We start from the raw sequence: 21,479 nt of genomic DNA on the forward strand, positions 1-21,479 counted from the left end.
AACCGGCGCGAATGCAAATCCTATTGCGGCGCTTTCGGGGCGACCGGTGCGACCGGCACGGTGGGTGCGGCGACGGGGGTTTCGGCAGGCGCCGGAATCGCCGCGGTGGTGCCCGCGCCGGTTGGCGAGCAGGTGAGCGTGCCCGATCCGAAGGCGTTGACAGTGCACTTGGCATTGCCGGTCACCTGCACATCGCCCGCGCCCGCGATATTCGCCTCGACCGTTCCGTCAGACGCGAAGGCAACATCGCCCGCGCCGCCGATCGCGACTTCGGCCTTGTCGGCCTTCAATCCGGCCAGTTCGACATCGCCGCTGCCGCCGATATTCACTTCAAGCACCTTGGCCGTGCCCGCGCCCTTCACCGTGCCGCTGCCGCCGATGTTCACGCCCAGCTTTTCCGCTGCGACCGAGGCGAAGGTGATCGTGCCTGAACCGCCGATCGAGACGCTGGCCGTGGGCGCCAGCGATTGCGCGGTGATGGTGCCGTTGCCGGCGATCACGACTTCCTTCGGCGGGGGCATGGTGATGCGGATGGTGGCATTGCTGGTGCCCTTCCACCCATCCTCGCGGGTGATCCCGATCACGGTCTCGTCGCGCACGAAGCGCAGCGAATCGGTGTCCGTCCCTTCGACCTTGAGCGAAAAGGCATCGCCATCGGTCACGATCACGGTGTCGCCCGAAGCCAGCACCACTTCCGACGGCGGCGGGCCGGCGATTTCGACCTCGGCGAGCGGCACACCGTCCTGCCCGTTGATCTGCATGTCCGCACCCTCGCAACCTGCCAGCACAAGGCCGAGCGCAAGAGCCGTGGCGGGGGCGATGCGGTTGCGAAGGATGTGGGTCATCGGGGCTCTCTCCGGTTAGCGTATTGCCTATGTAATACACCGCGCAATGGGGTGCAAGCCCACCCCGCTGCGACTAGGCGGCAAACCCGCCAAGTCTCGCTCCCCTCCCGCTTGCGGGAGGGGGTGGGGGTGGGCCTCAAACCACCATAAGCAAAAAGGGCCGCCCCGTCGGGCAGCCCTTGATGTTCGCGTTACGCGGCGGGGAGCCTCAGGCTTCCTCGGCGGTATCGTAATACTGCGGGGCGTGTTCGCGCAGCACCTGGAGGATCTTGCCGAGCGCGGTCTGCTCGTCGGTTTCCTCCATCGCGGCCAGTTCGCGGGCGAGGCGGCTGGAGGCTGCTTCGAAGATCTGGCGTTCCGAATAGGACTGTTCCGGCTGGTCTTCGGGGCGGAACAGGTCGCGGGTCACTTCGGCGATCGACACGAGGTCGCCCGAATTGATCTTCGCTTCATATTCCTGCGCGCGGCGCGACCACATGGTGCGCTTGACCTTGGGCTTGCCCTTCAGGGTTTCCATCGCCTGCTTGAGGGTCTTGTCGGAAGACAGCTTGCGCATCCCGATCGCTTCGACCTTGCCCACCGGCACCCGCAGGGTCATGCGCTCTTTTTCAAAGCGGAGCACATAGAGTTCCAGCTGCATACCGGCGATTTCCTCGCTCTGCAGCTCGATCACACGGCCAACGCCGTGCTTGGGGTAGACAACATAATCGCCGACGGTGAATGCGTTTGCGGTGCTTGCCATGCAAGTTCCTTTCTGTGGGCCGTCCGGACAGCGTGAGAGCGGACAACCATCCCGGCGGCGCGACCCGACCCCGAAAGGGATCAAGCGCCGGGAGCGGATCATCCGGTTAGGGGGTTGCTGGTGGTGCGGCCTTCCTGGTTTTCATCGCCTGCGCGGGCTGCGGCCCGGCGCGGTCGCTGGATTATATAGCACACCCGCAACAAAATTGCGAGTCGGCGATTGCACGCGCCCCTATCCCTTTGCAGATAGGAAGGTTTGCAGGAAAATCAGTCGCCTTCGCCCGGCTGTTCGCTGAAATACTTCTCGAACTTACCCGGTTCGCCCTTGTGCGCGTCGGCATCTTCGGGCGGGGCCTTCTGGCTGGTGATGTTGGGCCAGATCGCCGAATACTGGGTGTTGAGCTCCAGCCACTTTTCGAGGCCGTCCTCGGTATCGGGCAGGATCGCCTCGGCCGGGCATTCGGGTTCGCACACGCCGCAATCGATGCATTCGCTGGGGTTGATCACCAGCATGTTCTCGCCTTCGTAGAAGCAATCGACCGGGCACACTTCCACACAATCGGTGTACTTGCACTTGATGCAGTCTTCGGTGACGACGTAAGTCATTGCGGCTCTTTCAAAAGCGGTGTTCGGGATCGCCGGACGCAGCGTCCGGCACAAGCGGCGACGCGCCTATGGTGTTTTGCCCTTTAGGGTCAAGTCCGCAGCCGTCAACCTCACGATAATGCGCACGCGCCTCGGCAGGCGGGCCGCGGCGGTCGGGGAGCGAGAGCAGTTCGATCACCCGCACGCTGCCGCCCAGCGCGATGGTCAGCACATCGCCGCAGCGCACGGGTTCCGATCCGCGCCGCACGTGGCTCCGGTTGCGCCGCACCGCATGGCCTTCGATCAGGGCGAGCGCGGCGGAGCGGGTGCGGGCAAAGCGCAGGCAGACCAGCAGGCGGTCGATCCTCAGCGATCCGGCCGCACTGCCCGCTGTCATCCCTTGAGCAGGTCCGCCAGCTTGTCGAAGGCCCCGCCGGCGCGGGCCGGGCCGGTGTCGCCGATGGGTTTGGGTGCGGGCCTGGCTGTGGCGGCGGGTCGGGCGGGACGCTGGCCGCGCCGGTTATCGCGCTGCGGCTTTCCGCCCTTGCCGTCGGTGTCCGGCCGGGCCTTGCCTTGCGGGTTTTCCCTGCCCTTGCGATTGTCGAGCCGGTGATCGCGGCGGCGTTCGTCCTTTTCGCCGGGGCGGCGCGGGCGCCAGTGCCAGCGGTCGGGCGCCGGGGCGCCGTGCGCGCCTTCGGGCAGCGCGCGAGCGCGGTCGCAGCGGAAGCCCGCGCTGCCGAGCAGGCGGCGGGCATTGTCGGCCTCCAGCCCGATCGACACGGCGAGCGACAGGTCGAGCCGGAAGGCGGGGTTGCGCTCCTTCGGGTGGGCCGCGGTCACCACGGCGCGGGCATCGAAGGCGGCGCGCAGGATCTTCTCGGCCAGATCGACGCGGATCGCCTGCGTCCCGGCATAGCGGTATCCGGCGGGCAGACGCCCCTTCGCCCAGCTGCCCTCGGCCAGCACGGGGAGCATGTTCTCGCTGAGCGGACGCGGATCGAGGCCGAGCGCGTGCAGCAACCGGCGCGGGGCGGGCTTCAGCAGCGGGGCATCGAAGATATCGAGCGCGCCGAAGGTCACGCCCAGTTTGCGCAGATAGGGCCGCATGTCCTTGGGCAGGTTTTCCAGCCCCGCATCCTCGCGGCTGATCACGCCGCGGGCCTCGATCAGCGTGATCACCAGCGCGCGCGCCTGCGATCCGGCTTCGGGATCGCGGGCGGCCTCGGCCAGTTTGCGCAAGGGGGCGAGCGGTTCGAGCTGCTTGTCCAGCCATTCGCCCAGCCCTGCCTCCAGCTTCGTCTTTGCCGCTTCGGGCAACAGCGCCAGATCGCGGGTCAGCGCCAGCTTGGGCGTGCCGAAGCTCCCGCCGCCGGGTTGGCCGGGGAAGGTGATGTCAGCAAGTGCGCGGGACTGCCAGCAGATCGCCCCGCCCGAAATCTCGAGCTCGCCGATGCCCTGCCCCAGCAGCCAGTCGGCGCGTTCGGCAAGCAGCGCGGGCAGCGCCTTTTCGCCCGCCGCCAGCAGCATCCGCCGGTCAGCCACCCCGGCCGAGGGATCGACATGGAAACGGAAGCCTTCGAGCCGGCCGATGCTCTCGCCCTCCACCGTCAGATGGCCATCGGGTTCGAGCGTGACGGGCAGCGCGCTTGCATCCTGCCCCAGCGATTTCATCAAGAGTGTCGTCCTTCGATTCACGAACCTTTCGGTCAGCCGCGCATGCAGCGCATCCGAAAGCTTCGCCTCGACCGCGCGAGCCCGCGCCGCCATTTCGTCCCGCGCCAGCACCCAGTCGGGCCGCTGGCAGATGTATGCCCAGCTGCGAATCGCCGCGATCCGCCCTTGCAGCGTGTCGATGTCGCCCTGCATCCGGTCAAGCTCGGCAATGCGTGCGGCGACGAAATCGGCGCCCAGATAGCCTTGCGCAAGGTCATCCCACAAGCGCGCCACGAAGCGGGCGTGCTGTTCGACGCCAAGATTGCGGAAATCGGGGAGCGAGCAGGCCCCCCAGAAGCGCCGCACGCTGCCCGCGCCGCGCACGGTCTGGCCGACGGGATCATCCGCCAGCCGCCGCAGCACCGCCATGTCGATCGCTTCGGGCGCGGGCTTGAGCACGGGATTGTCGGGCCGCGCCTCAAGATCGGCGATCAGCATGCGCAGGCTGTCATGGCGCGGGGTGGCATCGCGCCAGAACAGGTGGGTGAGCGGCGCGAACTTGTGTTCCTCGATGGCGTAGACTTCTTCATCGGTGAAGGCGAGCGGCTCGCCGTCGCCCTTGCCCGTCCCCGACAGCGTGCCGAAGGTGCCGTCGCGCTGGTGCCGCCCGGCGCGACCGGCGATCTGCGCCATTTCCGACGGGGTCAGCCGCCGCTTCCTGCGCCCGTCATATTTGGACAGGCTGGCAAAGGCGACATGATCGAGATCGAGGTTCAGCCCCATGCCGATGGCGTCGGTGGCGACGATGTAATCGACCTCGCCCGCCTGGAACATCGCCACCTGCTTGTTGCGGGTTTCGGGCGAGAGCGCGCCCATCACCACCGCCGCCCCGCCGCGGAACCGCCGCAGCGCCTCGGCCATGGCGTAGACCTGCTCGATGCTGAAGGCGACCACGGCGCTGCGTTTGGGCAGGCGCGACAGCTTGCACACGCCCGCATGGCTGAGGGTGGAAAAGCGCGGGCGGCTGGTCACTTCTGCCCCGGGGATCAGCGCCTTGACCATCGGTTCGAGCGTCGCCGAGCCGAGGATCATCGTCTCCTCGCGCCCTCTCGCGTGGAGCAGCCGGTCGGTGAAGATATGCCCGCGTTCGGGGTCCGCGCCCAGTTGCGCCTCGTCGAGCGCGACGAAAGCGACCTCGCCGCTCGTCCGCGGCATGGCTTCGGCGGTGCAGAGGAAATAGCGCGCGTCCGGCGGCTCGATCCGCTCCTCGCCGGTGATCAGCGCGACCTGCTTGTCACCCTTGATCGCCCGCACCCGGTCATAGACCTCGCGTGCCAGCAGGCGAAGCGGAAAGCCCATCATGCCGCTCGAATGGCCGCACATCCGCTCGATCGCGAGATGCGTCTTGCCGGTGTTGGTCGGCCCCAACACGGCGCGCACATGGCTGTCATCGCCGGGGCGGAAGGGAGAGGGAGGGGTCACGACCTTCGGGGTTCTGTCAGGCTTGCAGGCGGGGGGCAAGGGCGGCGGCGGGGCCTTGCGCAAGCTACGCACAACACCTTATCGCATCCGCAGTGCGGCTGGTCGCTGGTTAACGCCGGATTTACTTTGTTCTGGCATCAAAATGCGACAAGGGACGGGGCTGTGTGACAGTGGATCTCGCTCCGGACGGGCGCCGCTATCGGGGCATTGATGTTGGACCATGCGCGCAATCTGAACGATCCGCCGGAGCCTGAAAGCGGCGCCGGGGACAACGCGCCTGCTATTCCGGCATCGACCGCACCCCCTTCCGCGTCCGCAGCGCCCGCGCCGCTCGATCCCGAAACCGCCCGCGAACTGCTGCCCTATTTCCGCAACGCCAAGGCGCTCGCCCCGCCGACCAAGGCACAAAAGGCCAAGCGCCGCGTGATTGCGCGGGTCAACGGGTTTGGCGAACGCTATGACGAATGGCGTCTTGGCGTCTCGCGCTGGTTTGCCGAGGCCGATCTGGCCCCCGATCTGGCCGAGGACATCGGCAGCCGCCGCTGGTTTCGCGGGCTTGGGACGATGGTGGGCCTCGGCGCGCTGGCGCTGGCGTTCTGGCCCGATCTGACCCCGCTCGAAGCCCGCCCGGCCATGCCGCAGGGCGAGGAAGTGCAGGGCGAGTTGCGCAGCCAGATGATCCTGCCGCTGGCGCTGGGTGCCGACAGTGGCCGGCGGATGGGGCCGACCCAGGCGGTGATCCCGCTCAAAAGCGCGCCCGAACGGCCGCAGATCGCGCTGGTGGTGACGCTGGCGCCGGGGGACAGCTTTGTCTCGATGCTGCGCCGTGCGGGGGTATCCGCCAGCGATATCGACCGCGCCGCCGCGCTGGTCGGGCAGGCGGTGCCCTTGTCGGAGATCACCTCGGGCACGCAGATGGATGTGCTGCTGGGCCGCCGGCCCGCACCGGGCGAGCCGCGCCCGCTCGACAGCCTCGCCTTCCGCGCCCGCTTCGATCTGGAGCTTGAGCTGACCCGGCCGGGCGTGGGCGAGATTGCCGAAGACGGCACGCCGGTGATCCCCAGGGGCCCGCTCGCGCTCAAACGCAACGTCATCCGGGTCGACAACACCCCGCTGCGGGTGCGCGGTGCGGTGGGATCGAGCCTCTACCGCTCGATGCGGCAGGCGGGCGTCCCGGCGAGCGCGGTGCAGGAATATCTCAAGGCGCTCGACGCGCAGATCGACATGGACCGCGAAGTGCGCCCCGGTGACGAGTTCGACATCATCATCGATTACCGCCGCGCCGCCACCGGCGAGCGGCAGGCAGGGCAGCTGCTCTATGCCGGGGTCGACCGGGCGGGCAAGCCGCGCACCCAGCTGATGCGCTGGGGCAAGGACGGGCGCTTCTACGAGGCATCGGGCGTGGGCGAACAGCGGCGCGGGCTGCTGGCGCCGGTGCCGGGGCCGGTCTCGTCGAACTACGGGATGCGGCGCCACCCGATCCTGGGCTATACGCGGATGCACGCGGGGATGGACTTCAAGGCACGTTACGGCACGCCGATCGTTGCAGTCACCGACGGGCGCGTGAGTGCGGCCGGACGCGCCGGGGGCTGCGGTATCGCGGTGCGGCTGGAGCACGGCGGGGGGCTGTCCACCCGCTATTGCCACATGAGCCGCATGGCGGTGGGCGCGGGCCAGCAGGTGCGGCGCGGTCAGGTGATCGGCTATGTCGGATCGACCGGCCTTTCGACCGGCGCGCACCTCCACTACGAAATGTATCGCGGCGGGCGAGCGGTCAATCCGGCCAGCGTCCAGTTCGTCACCCGCGCCGAACTGTCGGGCACCGAACTGATCGATTTCCGCCGCCAGCTGATCAAGCTGAAGGAAATCGAGGTCGGCGCGGCGCTCAAGGATCTCGAACCCCTGCCGACCGAAGTGAAGGAGCCGGTGCGCGAGATCGAGAAGGTCGATCTGTCGGCGCGGATCGGCAAAGCCGGCACCGGCGCGGGCTCACTGTAAACGGCGCTTGTCGTCCAGCCGCGAATGGGCGTAAGCCTTGCGCATGACCGGAAGCTATCCCCTCACCCGCCTGCGCCGCAGCCGTGCCACCGCGTGGAGCCGTGCGCTGCACCGCGAAACCATCCTCACCCCTGCCGATCTGATCTGGCCGCTGTTCGTGACCGCAGGCAAGGGTGTGGAGGAGCCGGTTGCCACCCTGCCCGGCGTGTCGCGCTGGTCGGTCGATGGCATCGTGGCGCGCGCGAAAGAGGCGGTGAGCCTCGGCATTCCGGTGATCGCGCTGTTCCCCAACACCCCCCGGGAACTGCGCAGCGACGACGGGGCCGAGGCGCATAATCCCGACAACCTGATGTGCCAGGCGATCCGCGCCATCAAGGACGCCTGCGGCGATGCCATCGGCGTGCTGACCGACGTGGCGCTCGATCCCTATACCAGCCACGGGCAGGACGGGCTGGTGGACGATGCGGGCTATGTCCTCAACGACGATACCGTGGCCGCGCTGGTCGATCAGGCGGTCAATCAGGCCAATGCGGGCGCGGATATCATCGCGCCTTCGGACATGATGGACGGCCGCATCCACGCGATCCGCCGTGCGCTGGAGATGAACGGGCACCCCAATGTCCAGATCATGTCCTACGCCGCCAAGTATGCCAGCGCCTTCTACGGCCCGTTCCGCGATGCGGTGGGCAGCGGGGGCTTGCTGAAGGGCGACAAGAAGACCTACCAGATGGATCCCGCCAATGGCGACGAGGCGCTGCGCGAAGTGGCGATGGACATTGCCGAGGGTGCGGATTCGGTGATGGTGAAACCGGGCCTCGCCTATCTCGACATCATCTACCGCGTAAAGCAGCGCTTCGACGTGCCGGTGTTCGCCTATCAGGTGAGCGGCGAATACGCGATGATCGAGGCCGCGCAGGCAGCCGGGATCGGCGACCGCGATGCGCTGGTGCTGGAAAAGCTGATCGCCTTCAAGCGCGCCGGATGCAGCGGGATCCTGACCTATCACGCCGCCCACGTCGCCCGATTGCTGAATGGCTGAATTCCGTCACGACACCGCCCGCCTTGTCCTGCGCGACTGGCGCGAGGATGACTGGCCTGAATTCTGGCGCGTCACCAATACGCCTGCGGTGATGCGCTGGCTGGGCGGCGTGGTGGACGAGGCCGGCAAGGCTGCGGTGCGGGCGCGGCTTGAATCCTACCGGCACGATCACGGCCACACCTTCTGGGTGGTGGAACGCAAGGATGATGGCGCGCTGCTCGGCTTTTGCGGGCTGAAACGCTCCAACCAGCCGGGCGGTCCGCAGGGGATGATGGAAGTCGGCTGGCGGCTGCGCGAGGATGCCCAGGGGCAGGGCTATGCCAAAGAGGCCGCGACGGCCGCGCTCGATATCGCCTTTGATCGCTTCGGTGCAGACGAAGTCATCGCGCTGACCGTGCAGGGCAATGCGCCGAGCTGGGGCCTGATGCTGCGGCTGGGGATGCGGCGGCGCGAGGATCTCGATTTCGCCAGCCCCGATTTCGATCCCGAAAACCCGCTGATCATCGCCTATTCCATCGCCCGCAAGGAATGGCAGACAGCATGACGGCAGCCGTGCTGACCACGCCCCGGCTGGTGCTGCGCCAGATCGGCGCGGATGATCTCGATGCGCACATGACGCTGCTCAATACGCCCGCGGTGATGCAATATCTGGGCGGGGTGCAGCCCCGCGCCGTGATCGCGGCCAAGCATCAGGCCGCGCGTGACGGTTTTGCCGCCGAGGGCTTTGGTTTCATGATCATGCAAGAGCGGTCGAGCGGCGCGATGGTCGGCCATTGCGGGCTGCGCCGTGTCGCCCATCCGCTGGCGCCCAACCCGCAGGATCACGAAATCGGCTGGCTGGTGCGCGAGGACCGCTGGCGCATGGGCTATGCCCACGAGGCAATGCGCGCCGTGGTGGACTGGGGCTTTGCCGTGCATCACGCGCCGCTGATCGTCGCCTTGACCTGCGAGGCCAACGTGGGCAGCTGGCGGTTGATGGAAAAGCTCGGGATGGCGCGGCGCACGGACCTCGATTTCCGCGACCCGGCCGATCCCGAACCGATTATCCAATACGCGATCACCCGCGACCAATGGGAGAACCAGCAATGACCCACCGACCGGGCGTCAACATCATCCCGATCCACGACAAGACCCCGAAAATCCACGACACCGCCTTCATCGCGCCCGGCTGCACGATCATCGGCGATGTCGAGATCGGTGCAGGCTCTTCGATCTGGTACAATTGCGTGCTGCGCGCCGACGTGTTCTCGATCCGCATTGGCGAGCGCACCAATGTGCAGGACGGCTCTGTGCTCCACTGCGATCCGCCGCGCCCCGGCGATCCGGACGGTTGCCCGCTGGTGATCGGCGATGATGTGCTGATCGGCCACATGGCGATGGTGCACGGCTGCACCATCCATGATCGCGGCTTTGTCGGCCTCGGCGCGATCGTGATGAACAAGGCGGTGATCGGTTCTGACGCGATGCTGGCGGCGGGCGCGATGCTGACCGAGCGCAAGGTGATGGGCGAGCGCGAGCTGTGGGCCGGGCGGCCTGCGGTCAAGCTGCGCGATCTGCCCGAACCCGCGATTGCGGGCATGCGGGTGGGCGTGGCGCATTATGCCGAGAACGCCAAGCACCATGCCGAGGCGGTCGCCAAAGCGCTGGGCTGATGGCGCGGCCACCGGCGACCCTTCCTGATGCGGCGGCGCTGCGCGCCTGCTGTGATGGCGAGGGACGGCTGGCGGTGAAAGTCACCCCCGGCGCGCGCGAGGAAGCGGTGACGCTTGCGGGCGGCCTCGTGCAGGTGAAGGTGCGCGCTCCGGCAGACAGGGGCGCGGCGAATGAAGCGGTGGCGCAGCTGCTGGCAAAGGCGCTGGATGTGCCGCCCTCGCGGATAGAATTGTTGCGCGGCGCGACTTCGCGGCAGAAGCTGTTCCGGATTTCGCTCTAACGCTCGATCCGCAGCGCCAATCCCCACAGCATCAGCGCGGCGGCAAATCCCGTCCCTGCTGCCGCAGCCGGTGCGACAAGACACAGCGCCCCGCCTGCCGCTGCGCCCAGCGCCAGCGCGCTCCACAGCAGGCCGTAGCCCCGCGTGGAGGGCAGCGGCTCTCCCGCCAGCCTTGCCGCCACCCCCTGCCCGAAGCGCACCAGCGCGCCGGTCATGTAAGTGACGCCCACCGTCACCTCGCCATCGCGGACGAAGACATTGTTGGCGAGCCCCATCGCCAGCGCCGACAGGCCAAGGAAGGGAACGGGCAGACCCGCCGCGAGCAATCCCGCGCCCGCCCCCAGCAGCACGGCGACCAGCCCCAGCAGCACCCGCTTGTGCCGCCCGCGCACGCGCCGCCCGATCATCGCACCCGCGATCACCCCTGCCAGAAAGCACGCGATCAGCCCCAGCGGCGCGAGCGCCAGCGCAGGCCGTTCCACCAGCTCCACCCCCATCCGCGTGGTGTTGCCCGACATGAACGAGGTGAAATAGCCGCCCGCGACCACAAACCCTGTCGCATCCACCAGCCCCGCCAGCCCGGCAAGGCCAAGCGCGAGACGCTGGCGGGCGGGATTGTAGCGGTGCATCGGCTTGGGCTCAGGCTCCTGCGGGCTGCTTCAGATATCTGATCATGTAGCCGACATAATCCGCCTTGCCGACCGCCAGCCCTTCCATGCGCAGGATCGCATAGACGCTCATCAGGTGGAAATAGACCTGCGGCGTGGCCCAGTCGCGGCAGTATTCGTGCGCCTGCATGGCAAAGGCCATGCCGTTGGGGAGGGTGAATTCCACCGTGTCGCCGCTGGCAGGCCAGGTGGCAGGATCGGTGCCGGTGACGAGCGCCTTCGCCTTGGCGATCCGCGCGCGGGCCTCGGCCAGACTGGCAATGTCGCTGTCGTCGGCGGCGTGCCCGGCATTGCCGAGGCGGTTCAGCGCGGTCACCACCTGATCGATGGTGAAGCGGATCTGGGTGTGAAGCGGGAACATGTCCTCCGCCAGACGGGCCTGCAACAGCGCCTCGCCCTTGTCATGGCCTTCCGCCTTGGCAACGAGGTGGTCGAGCGTGCCGAGCACATTGGCATAGGCGGCAAGCGCTGCGGTGGCGTAGGACATAGTTTCTCTCCCGTTGGTATGCGGGGGGAGTTAGGCCGCGTTCATCCCTTTATCAACGCCCCCTCGTCATTGCGAGCCGAAGGCGAAGCAATCCATGGCCGACCCGTGCGACAAGTGGAAACGGCCATCCATGGATTGCTTCGTCGCCTCCGGCTCCTCGCAATGACGAGGAGGGGCCTAGTCCTTTATCAACGCCCGCAATCCCTCGATCCGGTCGGCTTCATGCGCGGGTTTGTCCCAGCGGATGCGGTGGATGCGGGGGAAGCGCATGGCGAGGCCGCTCTTGTGGCGCTTTGACGAATGGACGCTATCGAACGCCACCTCGAACACCAGTTCGCGCTTCACCTCGCGCACCGGGCCGAAGCGATTGAGGGTGTTCTGCCGCACGAACTTGTCGAGCTGCTTCAATTCGGCATCGGTGAAGCCCGAATAGGCCTTGCCCACCGGCAGCAGCTCGGCCCCGGCATCGGGATCGCCGGCCCAGCAGCCGAAGGTGTAGTCGCTGTAGAAGCTCGACCGCTTGCCGCTGCCGCGCTGCGCATACATCAGCACGCAATCGACCAGCAGCGGATCGCGCTTCCACTTGAACCAGTGGCCGGCCTTGCGCCCTGCGACATAGAGGCTCTCGCGGTGCTTGAGCATCAGCCCTTCGATCGCCTCGTCGCGCGCGGTGTCGCGGATCGCGGCGAGCGCGGCGAAATCCTCCGCCTCGACCAGCTGCGACAGGTCGAAATGGCTCGCCGGAAGCCGCGCCATCAGCCCTTCCAGAGTTGCGCGGCGCGACTTCCACGGGTGCTCGCGCCAGTCGGTGCCCTCGGCCAGCAGCACATCGTAAAGCCGCACGAAGGCGGGGTAATCGCGCAGCATCGCCTTCGACACGGTCTTGCGCCCCAACCGCTGCTGGAGCGCATTGAAACTCGCCGCGCCGCCCGCCTCTCCGCCTTGGGCAGAGCCGCGCACCAGCAATTCGCCGTCGAGCACCGCATCGAAGGGCAGGGCTTCGAGCAGTTCGGGGAAGGTGGCCGAGATATCGTCGCCCGAACGCGAATAGACCCGTGTCTGCCCGCGCCCTTCGTGATTTGTGGCCCGCACCAGCTGCACGCGGATGCCGTCCCATTTCCATTCGGCCGCGTAGTCGGCCAGATCGACGTGCGTGTCCTCCAGCGGGTGGGCGAGCATGAAAGGGCGGAAGCGCGGCACATTGGCGAGATCGGGCGGTGGCGCGCCGTCCGCCGCCCAGTCGAACAGTTCGCCATAGGGCGGGGCGAGGGCGTGCCAGTATTCCTCGACTTCCTCGACCGCCACGCCAAAGGCCTGCGCAAAGCCCGTCTTGGCCAGCCGCGCCGAAATGCCGACCCGCATCCCGCCGGTGGCGAGCTTGATCAGGGCATAGCGCCCCCTCGCATCCATCCGGTCAAGCAGCGCGGGCAGTTCCCTCGGCGCGGTGGCGCGGGTGAGGGCGGAGAGGCGCTCGACCACTTCGGCGAGCGACAGTTCAGGCCGGGGTGCGGCATCCTCCGGTTCGGGCCACAGCAGGCTTGCCGTCTCGGCCGTATCGCCGACGAAATCGCGCGAGAGCGCCCACAGCACCGGATCGACCCGCTCCATCATCAGGCCTCTGATGGTGGAGGACTTCACTGCAGGAAAATCCAGACCGTCGGTCAGCGCGGCGAGCGCCCAGCCGCGGTCCGGATCAGGGGCCTCGCGCAGATAGGCGGCGATCAGCGCCAGCTTGCGGTTGCGGCTGGTGGTATAGACGAGCGCATCGAGCAGGGCGGCGAATTCCTCCATCAGGCCCCCGTAACCCGTTCATTGTGCTGCCATGCGAATCGGCTAAAGCATCGCCCCGACGCCTCGCCTGTCCGCGTCGCCAACAAGGAATTGCCTTTATGAAGTTTGCTCCGCTTGCCGCGCTTGGTCTGGCCTTCGCGGCTGTTGCTGCCCCTGCCGCCGTTCTCGCCCAGACCGAAGCGCCTGCTGCCGCCTTCACCGTCGACACCCCGATCGAGGCGCTGATGGCCGACGAACGCGCCAAGGCGGTGGTGGTGAAGCACCTGCCGGGCATCGACCAGCACCCGGCCTACGACCAGTTCAAGGCGCTCAGCCTCAAGGCGCTGGCCCCCTTCTCGCAGGGGATGATCAGCGAGGAAGTGCTGGGCAAGATCGGCACCGATCTGGCGGCGATCAAGTAAGCCTGTTGCGGGGGCGGGGGTGCTATTCATCCTCGTCCTCGTACCCCACCAGTGCCAGCGCACGCGCGCGGCGCTGGTTCAGCTGGCACCAGCGCAGCAGCGCTTCCTCGCGGCCGTGGGTGATCCAGGTTTCCTGCGGGTTCACCTCGGCGATAGTGGTGGTCAGCTCGTTCCAGTCGGCATGGTCGGAGATCACCAGCGGCAGTTCCACCCCGCGCTGCCGCGCCCGTCCGCGCACCCGCATCCACCCGCTCGCCATGGCGGTGATCGCGTCGGGCAGGCGGCGGCTCCAGCGGTCATTGAGGGCAGAGGGCGGTGCGAGGATGATGCTCCCGCGCATCGCCTCCTTCGAGGGCGCATCGCTGACCAGCCGCAGATCGCCCAGCGCGACGCCGTGTTCCTCATACAGCCGGCACATCGCTTCCATCGCGCCGTGGAGCCAGATCGTGTCGCCATATCCGCCCGCCCGCAGTTCCGCGATCACCCGCTGCGCCTTGCCGAGCGCATAGGCACCCACGAGGATGCAGGAATCGGGGTTGGCGGTGCGGGCGTGGAGCAGCTTGCCGATTTCCGCGCCGATCGGCGGATGGGTGAAGACCGGCAGGCCGAAGGTCGCCTCGGTGATGAAGATGTCGCAGGGAGTGACGGCGAAGGGTGTGCAGGTGGGATCGGGGGCGCGCTTGTAATCGCCGGTGATGATCACCCGCTCGCCCGCGTGTTCGAGGCAAATCTGGGCCGAGCCGAGCACGTGTCCGGCAGGCAGGAAGGTCGCGGTGACCCCGCCGCCGATGCTGACCGCTTCGCCATATTCCACCGGCACCGCGCCTTCGCGGGTCTGGTAGCGCAGCGCCATGATCGCCAGCGTGGCAGGGGTCGCCAGCGTTTCGCCATGCCCGCCGCGGGCGTGATCGGCATGGCCATGCGTGACCAGCGCCCGCGGCACGGCACGGGCGGGATCGACCCATGTGTCGGCCGGGACGATGTGGATGCCCCACGGCTCGGGCCTGATCCAGGAGAAGGGCGCGGTCATGGGGGAGATACGAAGGTAAAGCGGATCGGGTTCCGCGATAGGCCCACCCCGCTGCGACTAGGCAGCAAGCTGCCAAGTCTCGCTCCCCTCCCGCTTGCGGGAGGGGCTGGGGGTGGGCACGCCCGTCAGTTTTATCCCTCGTCCGTCTCCGGCGCGGGGTCCTTGGCCACCGGCTTCTTCTTCGCGCCCGCCTTTTTCGCGGGCTTCACCTTCGGCGGGGCCGGGGTCATTTCGAAGGCGGGCTTGCCGTCCTTGATGCTGACATGCACCTCGCCGCCATCGGCCAGCTTGCCGAACAGCAGTTCTTCCGCGAGCGGCTGCTTGATCTTTTCCTGGATCAGTCGGGCCATCGGGCGGGCGCCATACAGCTTGTCGTAACCCTTGTCGGCCAGCCAGCTGCGGGCATCGCTGTCGAACTGGATGTGGACGTTCTGCTCGGCCAGTTGCAGTTCGAGCTGGAGGATGAACTTGTCGACCACGCGGGCCACCGTGCTCTTGCCGAGATAGGCGAAGGGCACGATCGCATCGAGGCGGTTGCGGAATTCGGGGGTGAACATCTTCTTCACCGCTTCATCGCCCGCGTCGGCCTTGCTGACATCGCCAAAGCCGATACCCTGCCGCGCCATGTCGGACGCGCCCGCATTGGTGGTCATGATCAGCACCACATTGCGGAAATCGACCGTCTTGCCGTGGTGATCGGTCAGGCGGCCATTATCCATCACCTGCAACAGGATGTTGTAGAGATCGGGGTGCGCCTTCTCGATTTCGTCGAGCAGCAGCACGCAATGCGGGTTCTGGTCGATCGCATCGGTGAGCAACCCGCCCTGATCATAGCCGACATAGCCCGGAGGCGCGCCGATCAGGCGCGAGACCGAGTGCCGCTCCATATATTCGGACATGTCGAAGCGCTTCAGCTCGATCCCCATGATGGTGGCGAGCTGGCGGGCGACTTCGGTCTTGCCGACGCCGGTGGGGCCGCTGAACAGGAAGCTGCCGATCGGCTTGTCCGGATCGCGCAGGCCGGCACGGCTCAGCTTCATGGCGGTGGCAAGGCGCGTGATCGCCTCGTCCTGCCCGAACACGACATGCTTGAGATCGCGTTCGAGGTTTTCGAGCGCCTTCTTGTCGTCCTTGCTGACCGATTTTGGAGGGATGCGCGCCATGGTCGCGATCACCGCTTCGATTTCCTTGGCGGTGATGGTCTTCTTGCGGCGGCTGGGCGGCACCAGCATCTGCATCGCGCCGACTTCGTCGATCACGTCGATCGCCTTGTCGGGCAGCTTGCGGTCATTGATGTAGCGCGCCGAGAGTTCCACCGCGGTCTTGATCGCATCGGGGGTGTATTTGACCTTGTGGTGTTCCTCGAAGGCCGAGCGCAGGCCCTTGAGGATCGCGATGGTATCCTCGATCGTGGGCTCGTTCACATCGATCTTCTGGAACCGGCGCAGCAGGGCGCGGTCCTTTTCGAAGTGGTTGCGGAATTCCTTGTAGGTGGTCGATCCGATGCAGCGGATCGCGCCGGAGGACAGCGCGGGCTTCAACAGGTTCGAGGCGTCCATCGCCCCGCCGCTGGTCGCGCCCGCGCCGATCACGGTGTGGATCTCGTCGATGAACAGCACCGCGTTGGGCATCGCCTCAAGCTCGGTGACGACTTGCTTCAGCCGTTCTTCGAAATCGCCGCGATAGCGCGTGCCCGCCAGCAGCGCGCCCATGTCGAGCGAGTAGATCACCGCTTCCTGCAGCACTTCGGGCACATCGCCTTCGACGATCTTGCGCGCCAGGCCTTCGGCAATCGCGGTTTTCCCGACGCCGGGATCGCCGACATAGAGCGGGTTGTTCTTGGAACGGCGGCACAGGATCTGGATGGTGCGGTCAACCTCCGGCCCGCGCCCGATCAGCGGATCGATCTTGCCGGCTTCGGCCTTGGCGTTGAGGTTGACGGTGAACTGGTCGAGCGCCGTTTCCTTCTTGTTGCCGCCTGCGTCCTTGGCCTTTTCGGCCTCTTCCTGCTTGTCGGTGCCTTGCGGATTCTTCGATTCGATCTGGCGGCCGCCCTTGCCGATGCCGTGGCTGATGAAGCTGACCGCATCCAGCCGGCTCATGTCCTGCTGCTGGAGGAAATAGACCGCATAGCTGTCGCGTTCGGAAAACAGCGCGACCAGCACGTTGGCGCCGGTCACCGTGTCCTTGCCCGAAGACTGCACGTGCAGAATCGCGCGCTGGATCACCCGCTGGAAGCCCGCCGTGGGCTGCGGATCGGCGCCGTCTTCGGTCTTGAGGCTTTGATATTCCTGATCGAGATACTGCTTCACCACCTCGCCCAGCTCGGCCAGATCGACCCCGCAGGCAGCCATCACGGCGGCGGCATCCTCGTCTTCGATCAGCGCCAGCAGCAGGTGTTCGAGCGTGGCATATTCGTGCCGCCGTTCGGACGCGTTGCCGAGCGCGTTGTGCAGCGTGCGTTCGAGGTTCTGGGCGAAGCTGGGCATGGGAGAGGCCTTTCAGCGAGCGGTGGTTGCTCGTGGCGAGTGAGCGGGGGGCGCCATTTCCGGACTATATGGGCAAGACAGCGCAAATTGCGACTCTGCCGGTGAAGATACGCAGCGGAAAGTTGCGCGGATCACCCGCCCGGCTTTCCGAACAGCGCGTCAGCCGCGGCGCGGTGGGCGGCGGCCTTGTCGCGGTGGGCTTTCACGCGGGCGATTTCCGCTTCGAGCAGCGCGATCCGTTCGGCCAGCTCGGCCTGCGAATAGGGGCCGAGATCCTCGGTCACGAGGCGGCTGGCAGCGTCGCCGGACGGTCTGGGGCGATCGGGTTCTTCCATTCGAAGCGCAGCATCGCAAGCCAAGCGGCTTGCTGTCAATCGGCGAGACCTGTATTCGCCCCGCCAACGTGGTTAACGGGGCTCGTTCGGGGGAATAAAGGTAATGGTCGCAAGGGACGTGAGGGAACTGCCCGCCACCATGCAATCGATTGGGTTCGATGCACCGGGCGGGCCGGAGGTTTTGCGGCTGCAAACCGGCGATCTGCCGCGCCTTCGCCCCGATGATGTGCTGATCAAGGTAGCCTATGCCGGGGTCAACCGGCCCGATTGCCTGCAACGCGCCGGTGCCTATCCCCCGCCGCCGGGCGCCTCGCCCCTGCTGGGGCTGGAGGTTTCGGGCGAGATCGTCGCCGTCGGCAGCGAAGTCCCGCGCGAGATGATCGGGCAGTTCGTCGCCGCGCTCACGCCGGGCGGGGGCTATGCCGAATATTGCGCCGCGCACTGGCAGCACTGCCTGCCGGTGCCCGAAGGGATGCTGCTGTCCGAAGCGGCCGCGCTGCCCGAAACCCTGTTCACCGTGTGGCACAACCTGTTCGAGCGCGGATTGGCGCGCGATGGCGAAAGCGTGCTGGTCCACGGCGGCACCAGCGGCATCGGCACCATGGCGATCATGCTCGCCAAGGCCTTCGGGATGCAGGTGATCGTCACCTGCGGAGATCAGGCGAAGTGCGATGCCGCCACCCGCATCGGTGCGGATGTGGCGATCAATTACCGCGAGGCTGATTTCGTCGAGGCGGTGCTGGCGCACACCGGGGGCAAGGGCGTCAACGTGGTGCTCGACATGGTGTCGGGCGATTATGTCGCGAAGAACCTCAAATGCCTTGCCGAGGATGGCCGCCATGTCACCATCGCGGTGCTGGGCGGTGCGAAGGCCGATGTGAACATGGCGGTGGTGATGATGCGCCGCCTGACGCTCACCGGATCGACGCTGCGCCCGCGCTCGGACAGCTTCAAGGCCGCGCTCGCCGACGAAATCGCCGACAATGCCTGGCCGCTGTTCGCCGATGGCGAGCTGTCGCCGGTGATGGACATGACCTTCCCGCTGGCCGAAGCCGCCGCCGCTCATGCGCGGATGGAAGCGGGCGAGCATATCGGTAAGATCGTGCTGGAGGTAGCGGGTGGCTGAGGTGGCCGGGTCCCTCACCCTCCACGAAGATCCCCGCAGCGGGAATTGCTACAAGATCCGCCTCACCGCCGCGCTGCTTGGCCTGCCGCTGGAACGGCGGTCCTACGACATCATGCAGGGCGAGACGCGCGCGCCGGAATTTCTCGCCACGGTCAATGCCAATGGGCGGATACCGGTGCTCCAGATCGGCGAGGGGCAGGACGCCCGCTTCCTGCCCGAAAGCAACGCCGCCTGCTGGTATCTCGCCCATGGCAGCGCGCTTGTTCCGGCAGACCGCTTTGCGCAGGCCGACATGCTGCGCTGGATGTTCTTCGAACAGTACAACCACGAACCCAACGTCGCCACGCTGCGCTTCTGGCTGCGGTTCGTGGGCGAGGCGAAGCTTTCGGCGGAGCAGCGCGGGCAGATCATGGCCAAGCGGATGGCGGGCAGCGCGGCGCTCGATCTGATGGAAAGGCATCTGGCAGACCATGCCTTTTTCTGCGGTGACGCCGTGACGCTCGCCGATATCGCGCTGTTCCCCTACACCCATGTCGCCGAGGAAGGCGGCTTTGGCCTAGGCGACTATGCCCATATCCGCGCATGGATCGCGCGCGTTCAGGCGCTGCCCGGTTTTGTGGCGATGGACTGATGCCGGAGGGGCGATGGGCATGACCCATCGCCCTCTGGCCAAGCCCGTGCGGCGCCTGAGCATCTCCGGCACGCCGGCATGAAACGCGCTGTCATGGTTCTGAAAACATGACGCGAAACCGCCACGCGCCTGAGAGTCGGGTGTAACAATCGTCTGGCATCGGGGCACCTGAGACAAGCCACTCAGGAAATCCCGATGACCGGCGCCGACTTCGACGACCTGATTCACGCCAATGTTGCGAGCTTCCCCCTCACCGCCCCGCGCACGCCGGAACCCGAAGGTGTCGCACGGCGGAGCTACCGCACGGTCTGGATCAGCGACGTCCACCTCGGCACCAAGGGCTGCAATGCCGATCTGCTGATCGACTTCCTCGACCATGTCGACAGCGAGACGATGTATTTGGTCGGCGACATTATCGACGGATGGCGGCTCAAGAAGAAATTCTACTGGCCCGCTGCCCACAACGACATCGTCTGGCGCATCATGAAGCGGGCGCGGCGCGGCACGCGGGTCGTCTATATCCCCGGCAACCACGACGAGATGTTCCGCCAGTTCACCGGCCTCAATTTCGGCGGGATCGAGATCCGCCGCGCCGCCTTCCACGACACCGCCGATGGCCGCCGCCTGATGGTGCTGCACGGGGATGAATTCGACGCGGTGATGCTCTCGCACCGCTGGCTCGCCTTCGTGGGGGATCATGCCTACCACTGGATGATGAAGTGCAATGTGGCGGTGAACACCGTGCGGCGCTGGCTGGGCAAGCCCTATTGGTCGCTCTCCAAGGCGGCCAAGCACAAGGTCAAGAACGCGGTCGAATTCATCGGCAAATACGAGGAAGTCGTCGCCCGCGCCGCCGGCGAGCGCGGGGTCGACGGGGTGGTGTGCGGGCACATCCACACCGCCGAATTCCGCACCTTCCAGCACAATGGCCGCGCCATCGAATACTGGAACGATGGCGACTGGGTCGAAGGCTGCAACGCGCTGGTCGAACATCACGACGGACGGATGGAAATTCTCCACTGGCCCGACGAGATCAAGCGCCGCGCCGCCGGTGCCGAACCTGCCGCAGCCCCCGCTGCTGCCCCGGCGCGCGAGGCGGCGTGAACCAGTTCACCGCGATCCTGCCGGATAGCGCCGCGACCAGTCCTGCCGGGCCTTCGCCTGCATCAATCGCTATTGTTACCGATGCCTGGCACCCGCAGACCAACGGGGTGGTGCGCACGCTTTCGACCACCTGCGAGGTGCTGCGCGGCTGGGGGCATCAGGTCACCGTGATCTCGCCCGAAGGCTACCCTTCGCTGCCGGCGCCGACCTATCCCGAAATCCGCCTTGCGCTGACCCTGCCGGGTGCAGTCGGGCGGCGGCTGGCGAGTATCGCGCCCGATGCGGTGCACATCGCCACCGAAGGTCCGCTGGGGCTGGCGGCACGGGCGTATTGCCTGCGCCGCAAGGTGCCCTTCACCACCGCCTATCACACCCAGTTTCCCGATTACATCGCCCGCCGCACCGGACTTCCGGCGAGCACCTTCTGGCCGTTCATCCGCTGGTTCCACCGCCCGGCCGAGACGATCATGGTGGCGACCGAGACGATCCGCGCCCAGCTGCGCGAACAGGGGTTGAGCCACCTCGCCCACTGGAGCCGCGGCGTCGATCTGGCGTCCTTTTCCCCGAAAGCCCCGCCGCCGCCCGAATATGCCACGCTGCAAGGCCCGATCCTGCTCTATGTCGGGCGGGTCGCGGTGGAGAAGAACATCGAGGCCTTCCTCGCCTGCCCCTATCCCGGCACCAAGGTGGTGGTCGGCGATGGTCCGGCGCGGCCCGCGCTTGAAGCGAAGTTCCCCGATGCGCTGTTCCTCGGCAAGAAGACCGGCACAGAGCTGGCGGGCTGCTATGCCGGGGCCGATGTCTTCGTCTTTCCCAGCCGCACCGACACTTTCGGGCTGGTGATGATCGAGGCGCTGGCCTGCGGCACGCCGGTGGCCGCCTTTCCGGTCCCCGGCCCGCTCGATATCGTGACCGATGCCGTGGGCGCGCTGTCCGAAGACCTGACCCGCGCCATCGATGCCGCCCGCTATTGCGATCGCGCCGCCTGCGCGGCCTATGGCGCGGGCTTCAGCTGGGAGGCGGCGACTCGGCAGTTTCTGTCAGGACTGGTTCCGCTGAAAGAGGAGCAGGCCGGCTCGCTTGCGACAGCCGCTGCATTCTGACTCCCCTTTTCCTTGCCGTTACGGCCCGTTTCGCCTAT

Annotated in this window: 22 protein-coding genes; 11 read left to right on the forward strand and 11 right to left on the reverse strand. The window is 66.9% G+C overall.

What is annotated here, in order from left to right:
• Nucleotides 1-20: 20 nt before the first annotated feature.
• The 5 genes from ACU0AG_RS08815 to ACU0AG_RS08835 form a co-directional block, all read right to left on the reverse strand.
• Entirely contained in the window at nt 21-845 is an 825-nt protein-coding gene (locus tag ACU0AG_RS08815) for a head GIN domain-containing protein (protein ID WP_482781903.1), read from the reverse strand.
• A gap of 208 nt (nt 846-1,053) precedes the next feature.
• Nucleotides 1,054-1,587 carry a CarD family transcriptional regulator gene (locus ACU0AG_RS08820; RefSeq protein WP_482781904.1) on the reverse strand — a complete coding sequence of 178 codons (534 nt, stop codon included), beginning with the start codon at nt 1,585-1,587 and terminating at the stop codon, nt 1,054-1,056.
• Between the two features lie 266 nt (nt 1,588-1,853).
• Nucleotides 1,854-2,192, reverse strand: coding sequence for a ferredoxin FdxA (gene fdxA, locus ACU0AG_RS08825; protein ID WP_482781905.1), 339 nt, complete (start codon nt 2,190-2,192; stop codon nt 1,854-1,856).
• A 10-nt stretch (nt 2,193-2,202) separates the two neighbouring features.
• Nucleotides 2,203-2,568 (reverse strand): S4 domain-containing protein, encoded by a 366-nt coding sequence (locus ACU0AG_RS08830; protein ID WP_482781906.1) that lies wholly within the window; start codon nt 2,566-2,568, stop codon nt 2,203-2,205.
• Nucleotides 2,565-5,306 (reverse strand): helicase-related protein, encoded by a 2,742-nt coding sequence (locus ACU0AG_RS08835; protein ID WP_482781907.1) that lies wholly within the window; start codon nt 5,304-5,306, stop codon nt 2,565-2,567. The genes ACU0AG_RS08830 and ACU0AG_RS08835 overlap by 4 nt, the downstream gene beginning before the upstream one ends.
• A 210-nt stretch (nt 5,307-5,516) precedes the next feature.
• Between ACU0AG_RS08835 and ACU0AG_RS08840 the strand changes: the two genes are divergently transcribed.
• From ACU0AG_RS08840 to ACU0AG_RS08865, 6 genes are read left to right on the forward strand one after another with little or no spacing between them, the layout of a single operon-like run.
• The gene (locus ACU0AG_RS08840; protein ID WP_482781908.1) at nt 5,517-7,304 is read left to right on the forward strand and encodes a peptidoglycan DD-metalloendopeptidase family protein; all 1,788 of its coding nucleotides are present in this window, start codon (nt 5,517-5,519) and stop codon (nt 7,302-7,304) included.
• A gap of 43 nt (nt 7,305-7,347) precedes the next feature.
• Complete coding sequence (gene hemB, locus ACU0AG_RS08845) at nt 7,348-8,343, forward strand: porphobilinogen synthase (RefSeq protein WP_482781909.1); 996 nt, start codon at nt 7,348-7,350, stop codon at nt 8,341-8,343.
• Nucleotides 8,336-8,887, forward strand: a complete 552-nt coding sequence (locus ACU0AG_RS08850; protein ID WP_482781910.1) for a GNAT family N-acetyltransferase — start codon at nt 8,336-8,338, stop codon at nt 8,885-8,887. The genes hemB and ACU0AG_RS08850 overlap by 8 nt, the downstream gene beginning before the upstream one ends.
• On the forward strand, nt 8,884-9,432 hold the full coding sequence (locus tag ACU0AG_RS08855) for a GNAT family N-acetyltransferase (RefSeq protein WP_482781911.1): 549 nt from the start codon (nt 8,884-8,886) through the stop codon (nt 9,430-9,432). The genes ACU0AG_RS08850 and ACU0AG_RS08855 overlap by 4 nt, the downstream gene beginning before the upstream one ends.
• A complete protein-coding gene (locus ACU0AG_RS08860) occupies nt 9,429-9,995 on the forward strand; it encodes a gamma carbonic anhydrase family protein (RefSeq protein WP_482781912.1) in 567 nt (188 codons plus the stop codon). Before ACU0AG_RS08855 ends, ACU0AG_RS08860 begins: the two co-directional genes overlap by 4 nt.
• Nucleotides 9,995-10,276 (forward strand): DUF167 domain-containing protein, encoded by a 282-nt coding sequence (locus ACU0AG_RS08865; protein ID WP_482781913.1) that lies wholly within the window; start codon nt 9,995-9,997, stop codon nt 10,274-10,276. The genes ACU0AG_RS08860 and ACU0AG_RS08865 overlap by 1 nt, the downstream gene beginning before the upstream one ends.
• On the opposite strand, the gene ACU0AG_RS08870 is transcribed toward ACU0AG_RS08865, so the two are convergent.
• From ACU0AG_RS08870 to ACU0AG_RS08880, 3 genes are all read right to left on the reverse strand, one after another.
• Nucleotides 10,273-10,905, reverse strand: coding sequence for a YoaK family protein (locus ACU0AG_RS08870; protein WP_482781914.1), 633 nt, complete (start codon nt 10,903-10,905; stop codon nt 10,273-10,275). The two genes, ACU0AG_RS08865 and ACU0AG_RS08870, sit on opposite strands and share 4 nt — an antisense overlap.
• Before the next feature lie 10 nt (nt 10,906-10,915).
• Nucleotides 10,916-11,431 carry a DUF1993 family protein gene (locus tag ACU0AG_RS08875; RefSeq protein ID WP_482781915.1) on the reverse strand — a complete coding sequence of 172 codons (516 nt, stop codon included), beginning with the start codon at nt 11,429-11,431 and terminating at the stop codon, nt 10,916-10,918.
• Nucleotides 11,432-11,608: 177 nt separating this feature from the next.
• On the reverse strand, nt 11,609-13,222 hold the full coding sequence (locus tag ACU0AG_RS08880; RefSeq protein WP_482781916.1) for a cisplatin damage response ATP-dependent DNA ligase: 1,614 nt from the start codon (nt 13,220-13,222) through the stop codon (nt 11,609-11,611).
• 98 nt (nt 13,223-13,320) lie between these two features.
• On the opposite strand from ACU0AG_RS08880, the gene ACU0AG_RS08885 reads away from it, so the two are divergent.
• Nucleotides 13,321-13,623 carry a hypothetical protein gene (locus ACU0AG_RS08885; protein WP_482781917.1) on the forward strand — a complete coding sequence of 101 codons (303 nt, stop codon included), beginning with the start codon at nt 13,321-13,323 and terminating at the stop codon, nt 13,621-13,623.
• Between the two features lie 22 nt (nt 13,624-13,645).
• On the opposite strand, the gene ACU0AG_RS08890 is transcribed toward ACU0AG_RS08885, so the two are convergent.
• From ACU0AG_RS08890 to ACU0AG_RS08900, 3 genes are all read right to left on the reverse strand, one after another.
• Nucleotides 13,646-14,653, reverse strand: a complete 1,008-nt coding sequence (locus tag ACU0AG_RS08890; protein ID WP_482781918.1) for a ligase-associated DNA damage response exonuclease — start codon at nt 14,651-14,653, stop codon at nt 13,646-13,648.
• Nucleotides 14,654-14,784: 131 nt separating this feature from the next.
• Nucleotides 14,785-17,142, reverse strand: coding sequence for an ATP-dependent Clp protease ATP-binding subunit ClpA (gene clpA / locus ACU0AG_RS08895; RefSeq protein ID WP_482781919.1), 2,358 nt, complete (start codon nt 17,140-17,142; stop codon nt 14,785-14,787).
• Nucleotides 17,143-17,273: 131 nt separating this feature from the next.
• Entirely contained in the window at nt 17,274-17,477 is a 204-nt protein-coding gene (locus tag ACU0AG_RS08900) for a DUF1192 family protein (protein WP_482781920.1), read from the reverse strand.
• A gap of 103 nt (nt 17,478-17,580) precedes the next feature.
• Between ACU0AG_RS08900 and ACU0AG_RS08905 the strand changes: the two genes are divergently transcribed.
• The 4 genes from ACU0AG_RS08905 to ACU0AG_RS08920 all read left to right on the forward strand — a co-directional run bounded on the left by ACU0AG_RS08905 (nt 17,581) and on the right by ACU0AG_RS08920 (nt 21,441).
• A complete protein-coding gene (locus tag ACU0AG_RS08905; RefSeq protein WP_482781921.1) occupies nt 17,581-18,603 on the forward strand; it encodes an NAD(P)H-quinone oxidoreductase in 1,023 nt (340 codons plus the stop codon).
• Nucleotide 18,604: 1 nt separating this feature from the next.
• Complete coding sequence (locus tag ACU0AG_RS08910; protein WP_482781922.1) at nt 18,605-19,234, forward strand: glutathione S-transferase family protein; 630 nt, start codon at nt 18,605-18,607, stop codon at nt 19,232-19,234.
• A gap of 195 nt (nt 19,235-19,429) precedes the next feature.
• Entirely contained in the window at nt 19,430-20,338 is a 909-nt protein-coding gene (locus ACU0AG_RS08915) for a UDP-2,3-diacylglucosamine diphosphatase (RefSeq protein WP_482781923.1), read from the forward strand.
• Nucleotides 20,335-21,441, forward strand: a complete 1,107-nt coding sequence (locus ACU0AG_RS08920) for a glycosyltransferase family 4 protein (RefSeq protein ID WP_482781924.1) — start codon at nt 20,335-20,337, stop codon at nt 21,439-21,441. Before ACU0AG_RS08915 ends, ACU0AG_RS08920 begins: the two co-directional genes overlap by 4 nt.
• Nucleotides 21,442-21,479 lie beyond the last annotated feature (38 nt).

Source organism: Erythrobacter sp. RANMB8 (genome assembly GCF_056848235.1).

Bases quoted from the DNA above. Each gene is read 5' to 3' on its own strand.
- fdxA (WP_482781905.1), bottom strand. From the start codon at position 2,192: ATGACTTACGTCGTCACCGAAGACTGCATCAAGTGCAAGTACACCGAT.
- ACU0AG_RS08815 (WP_482781903.1), bottom strand. From the start codon at position 845: ATGACCCACATCCTTCGCAACCGCATCGCCCCCGCCACGGCTCTTGCG.
- ACU0AG_RS08890 (WP_482781918.1), bottom strand. From the start codon at position 14,653: ATGACCGCGCCCTTCTCCTGGATCAGGCCCGAGCCGTGGGGCATCCAC.
- ACU0AG_RS08900 (WP_482781920.1), bottom strand. From the start codon at position 17,477: ATGGAAGAACCCGATCGCCCCAGACCGTCCGGCGACGCTGCCAGCCGC.
- ACU0AG_RS08870 (WP_482781914.1), bottom strand. From the start codon at position 10,905: ATGCACCGCTACAATCCCGCCCGCCAGCGTCTCGCGCTTGGCCTTGCC.
- ACU0AG_RS08820 (WP_482781904.1), bottom strand. From the start codon at position 1,587: ATGGCAAGCACCGCAAACGCATTCACCGTCGGCGATTATGTTGTCTAC.
- ACU0AG_RS08830 (WP_482781906.1), bottom strand. From the start codon at position 2,568: ATGACAGCGGGCAGTGCGGCCGGATCGCTGAGGATCGACCGCCTGCTG.
- ACU0AG_RS08865 (WP_482781913.1), top strand. From the start codon at position 9,995: ATGGCGCGGCCACCGGCGACCCTTCCTGATGCGGCGGCGCTGCGCGCC.
- ACU0AG_RS08860 (WP_482781912.1), top strand. From the start codon at position 9,429: ATGACCCACCGACCGGGCGTCAACATCATCCCGATCCACGACAAGACC.
- ACU0AG_RS08885 (WP_482781917.1), top strand. From the start codon at position 13,321: ATGAAGTTTGCTCCGCTTGCCGCGCTTGGTCTGGCCTTCGCGGCTGTT.
- ACU0AG_RS08905 (WP_482781921.1), top strand. From the start codon at position 17,581: ATGGTCGCAAGGGACGTGAGGGAACTGCCCGCCACCATGCAATCGATT.
- ACU0AG_RS08880 (WP_482781916.1), bottom strand. From the start codon at position 13,222: ATGGAGGAATTCGCCGCCCTGCTCGATGCGCTCGTCTATACCACCAGC.
- ACU0AG_RS08875 (WP_482781915.1), bottom strand. From the start codon at position 11,431: ATGTCCTACGCCACCGCAGCGCTTGCCGCCTATGCCAATGTGCTCGGC.
- hemB (WP_482781909.1), top strand. From the start codon at position 7,348: ATGACCGGAAGCTATCCCCTCACCCGCCTGCGCCGCAGCCGTGCCACC.
- ACU0AG_RS08840 (WP_482781908.1), top strand. From the start codon at position 5,517: ATGTTGGACCATGCGCGCAATCTGAACGATCCGCCGGAGCCTGAAAGC.
- ACU0AG_RS08850 (WP_482781910.1), top strand. From the start codon at position 8,336: ATGGCTGAATTCCGTCACGACACCGCCCGCCTTGTCCTGCGCGACTGG.
- ACU0AG_RS08915 (WP_482781923.1), top strand. From the start codon at position 19,430: ATGACCGGCGCCGACTTCGACGACCTGATTCACGCCAATGTTGCGAGC.
- ACU0AG_RS08855 (WP_482781911.1), top strand. From the start codon at position 8,884: ATGACGGCAGCCGTGCTGACCACGCCCCGGCTGGTGCTGCGCCAGATC.
- clpA (WP_482781919.1), bottom strand. From the start codon at position 17,142: ATGCCCAGCTTCGCCCAGAACCTCGAACGCACGCTGCACAACGCGCTC.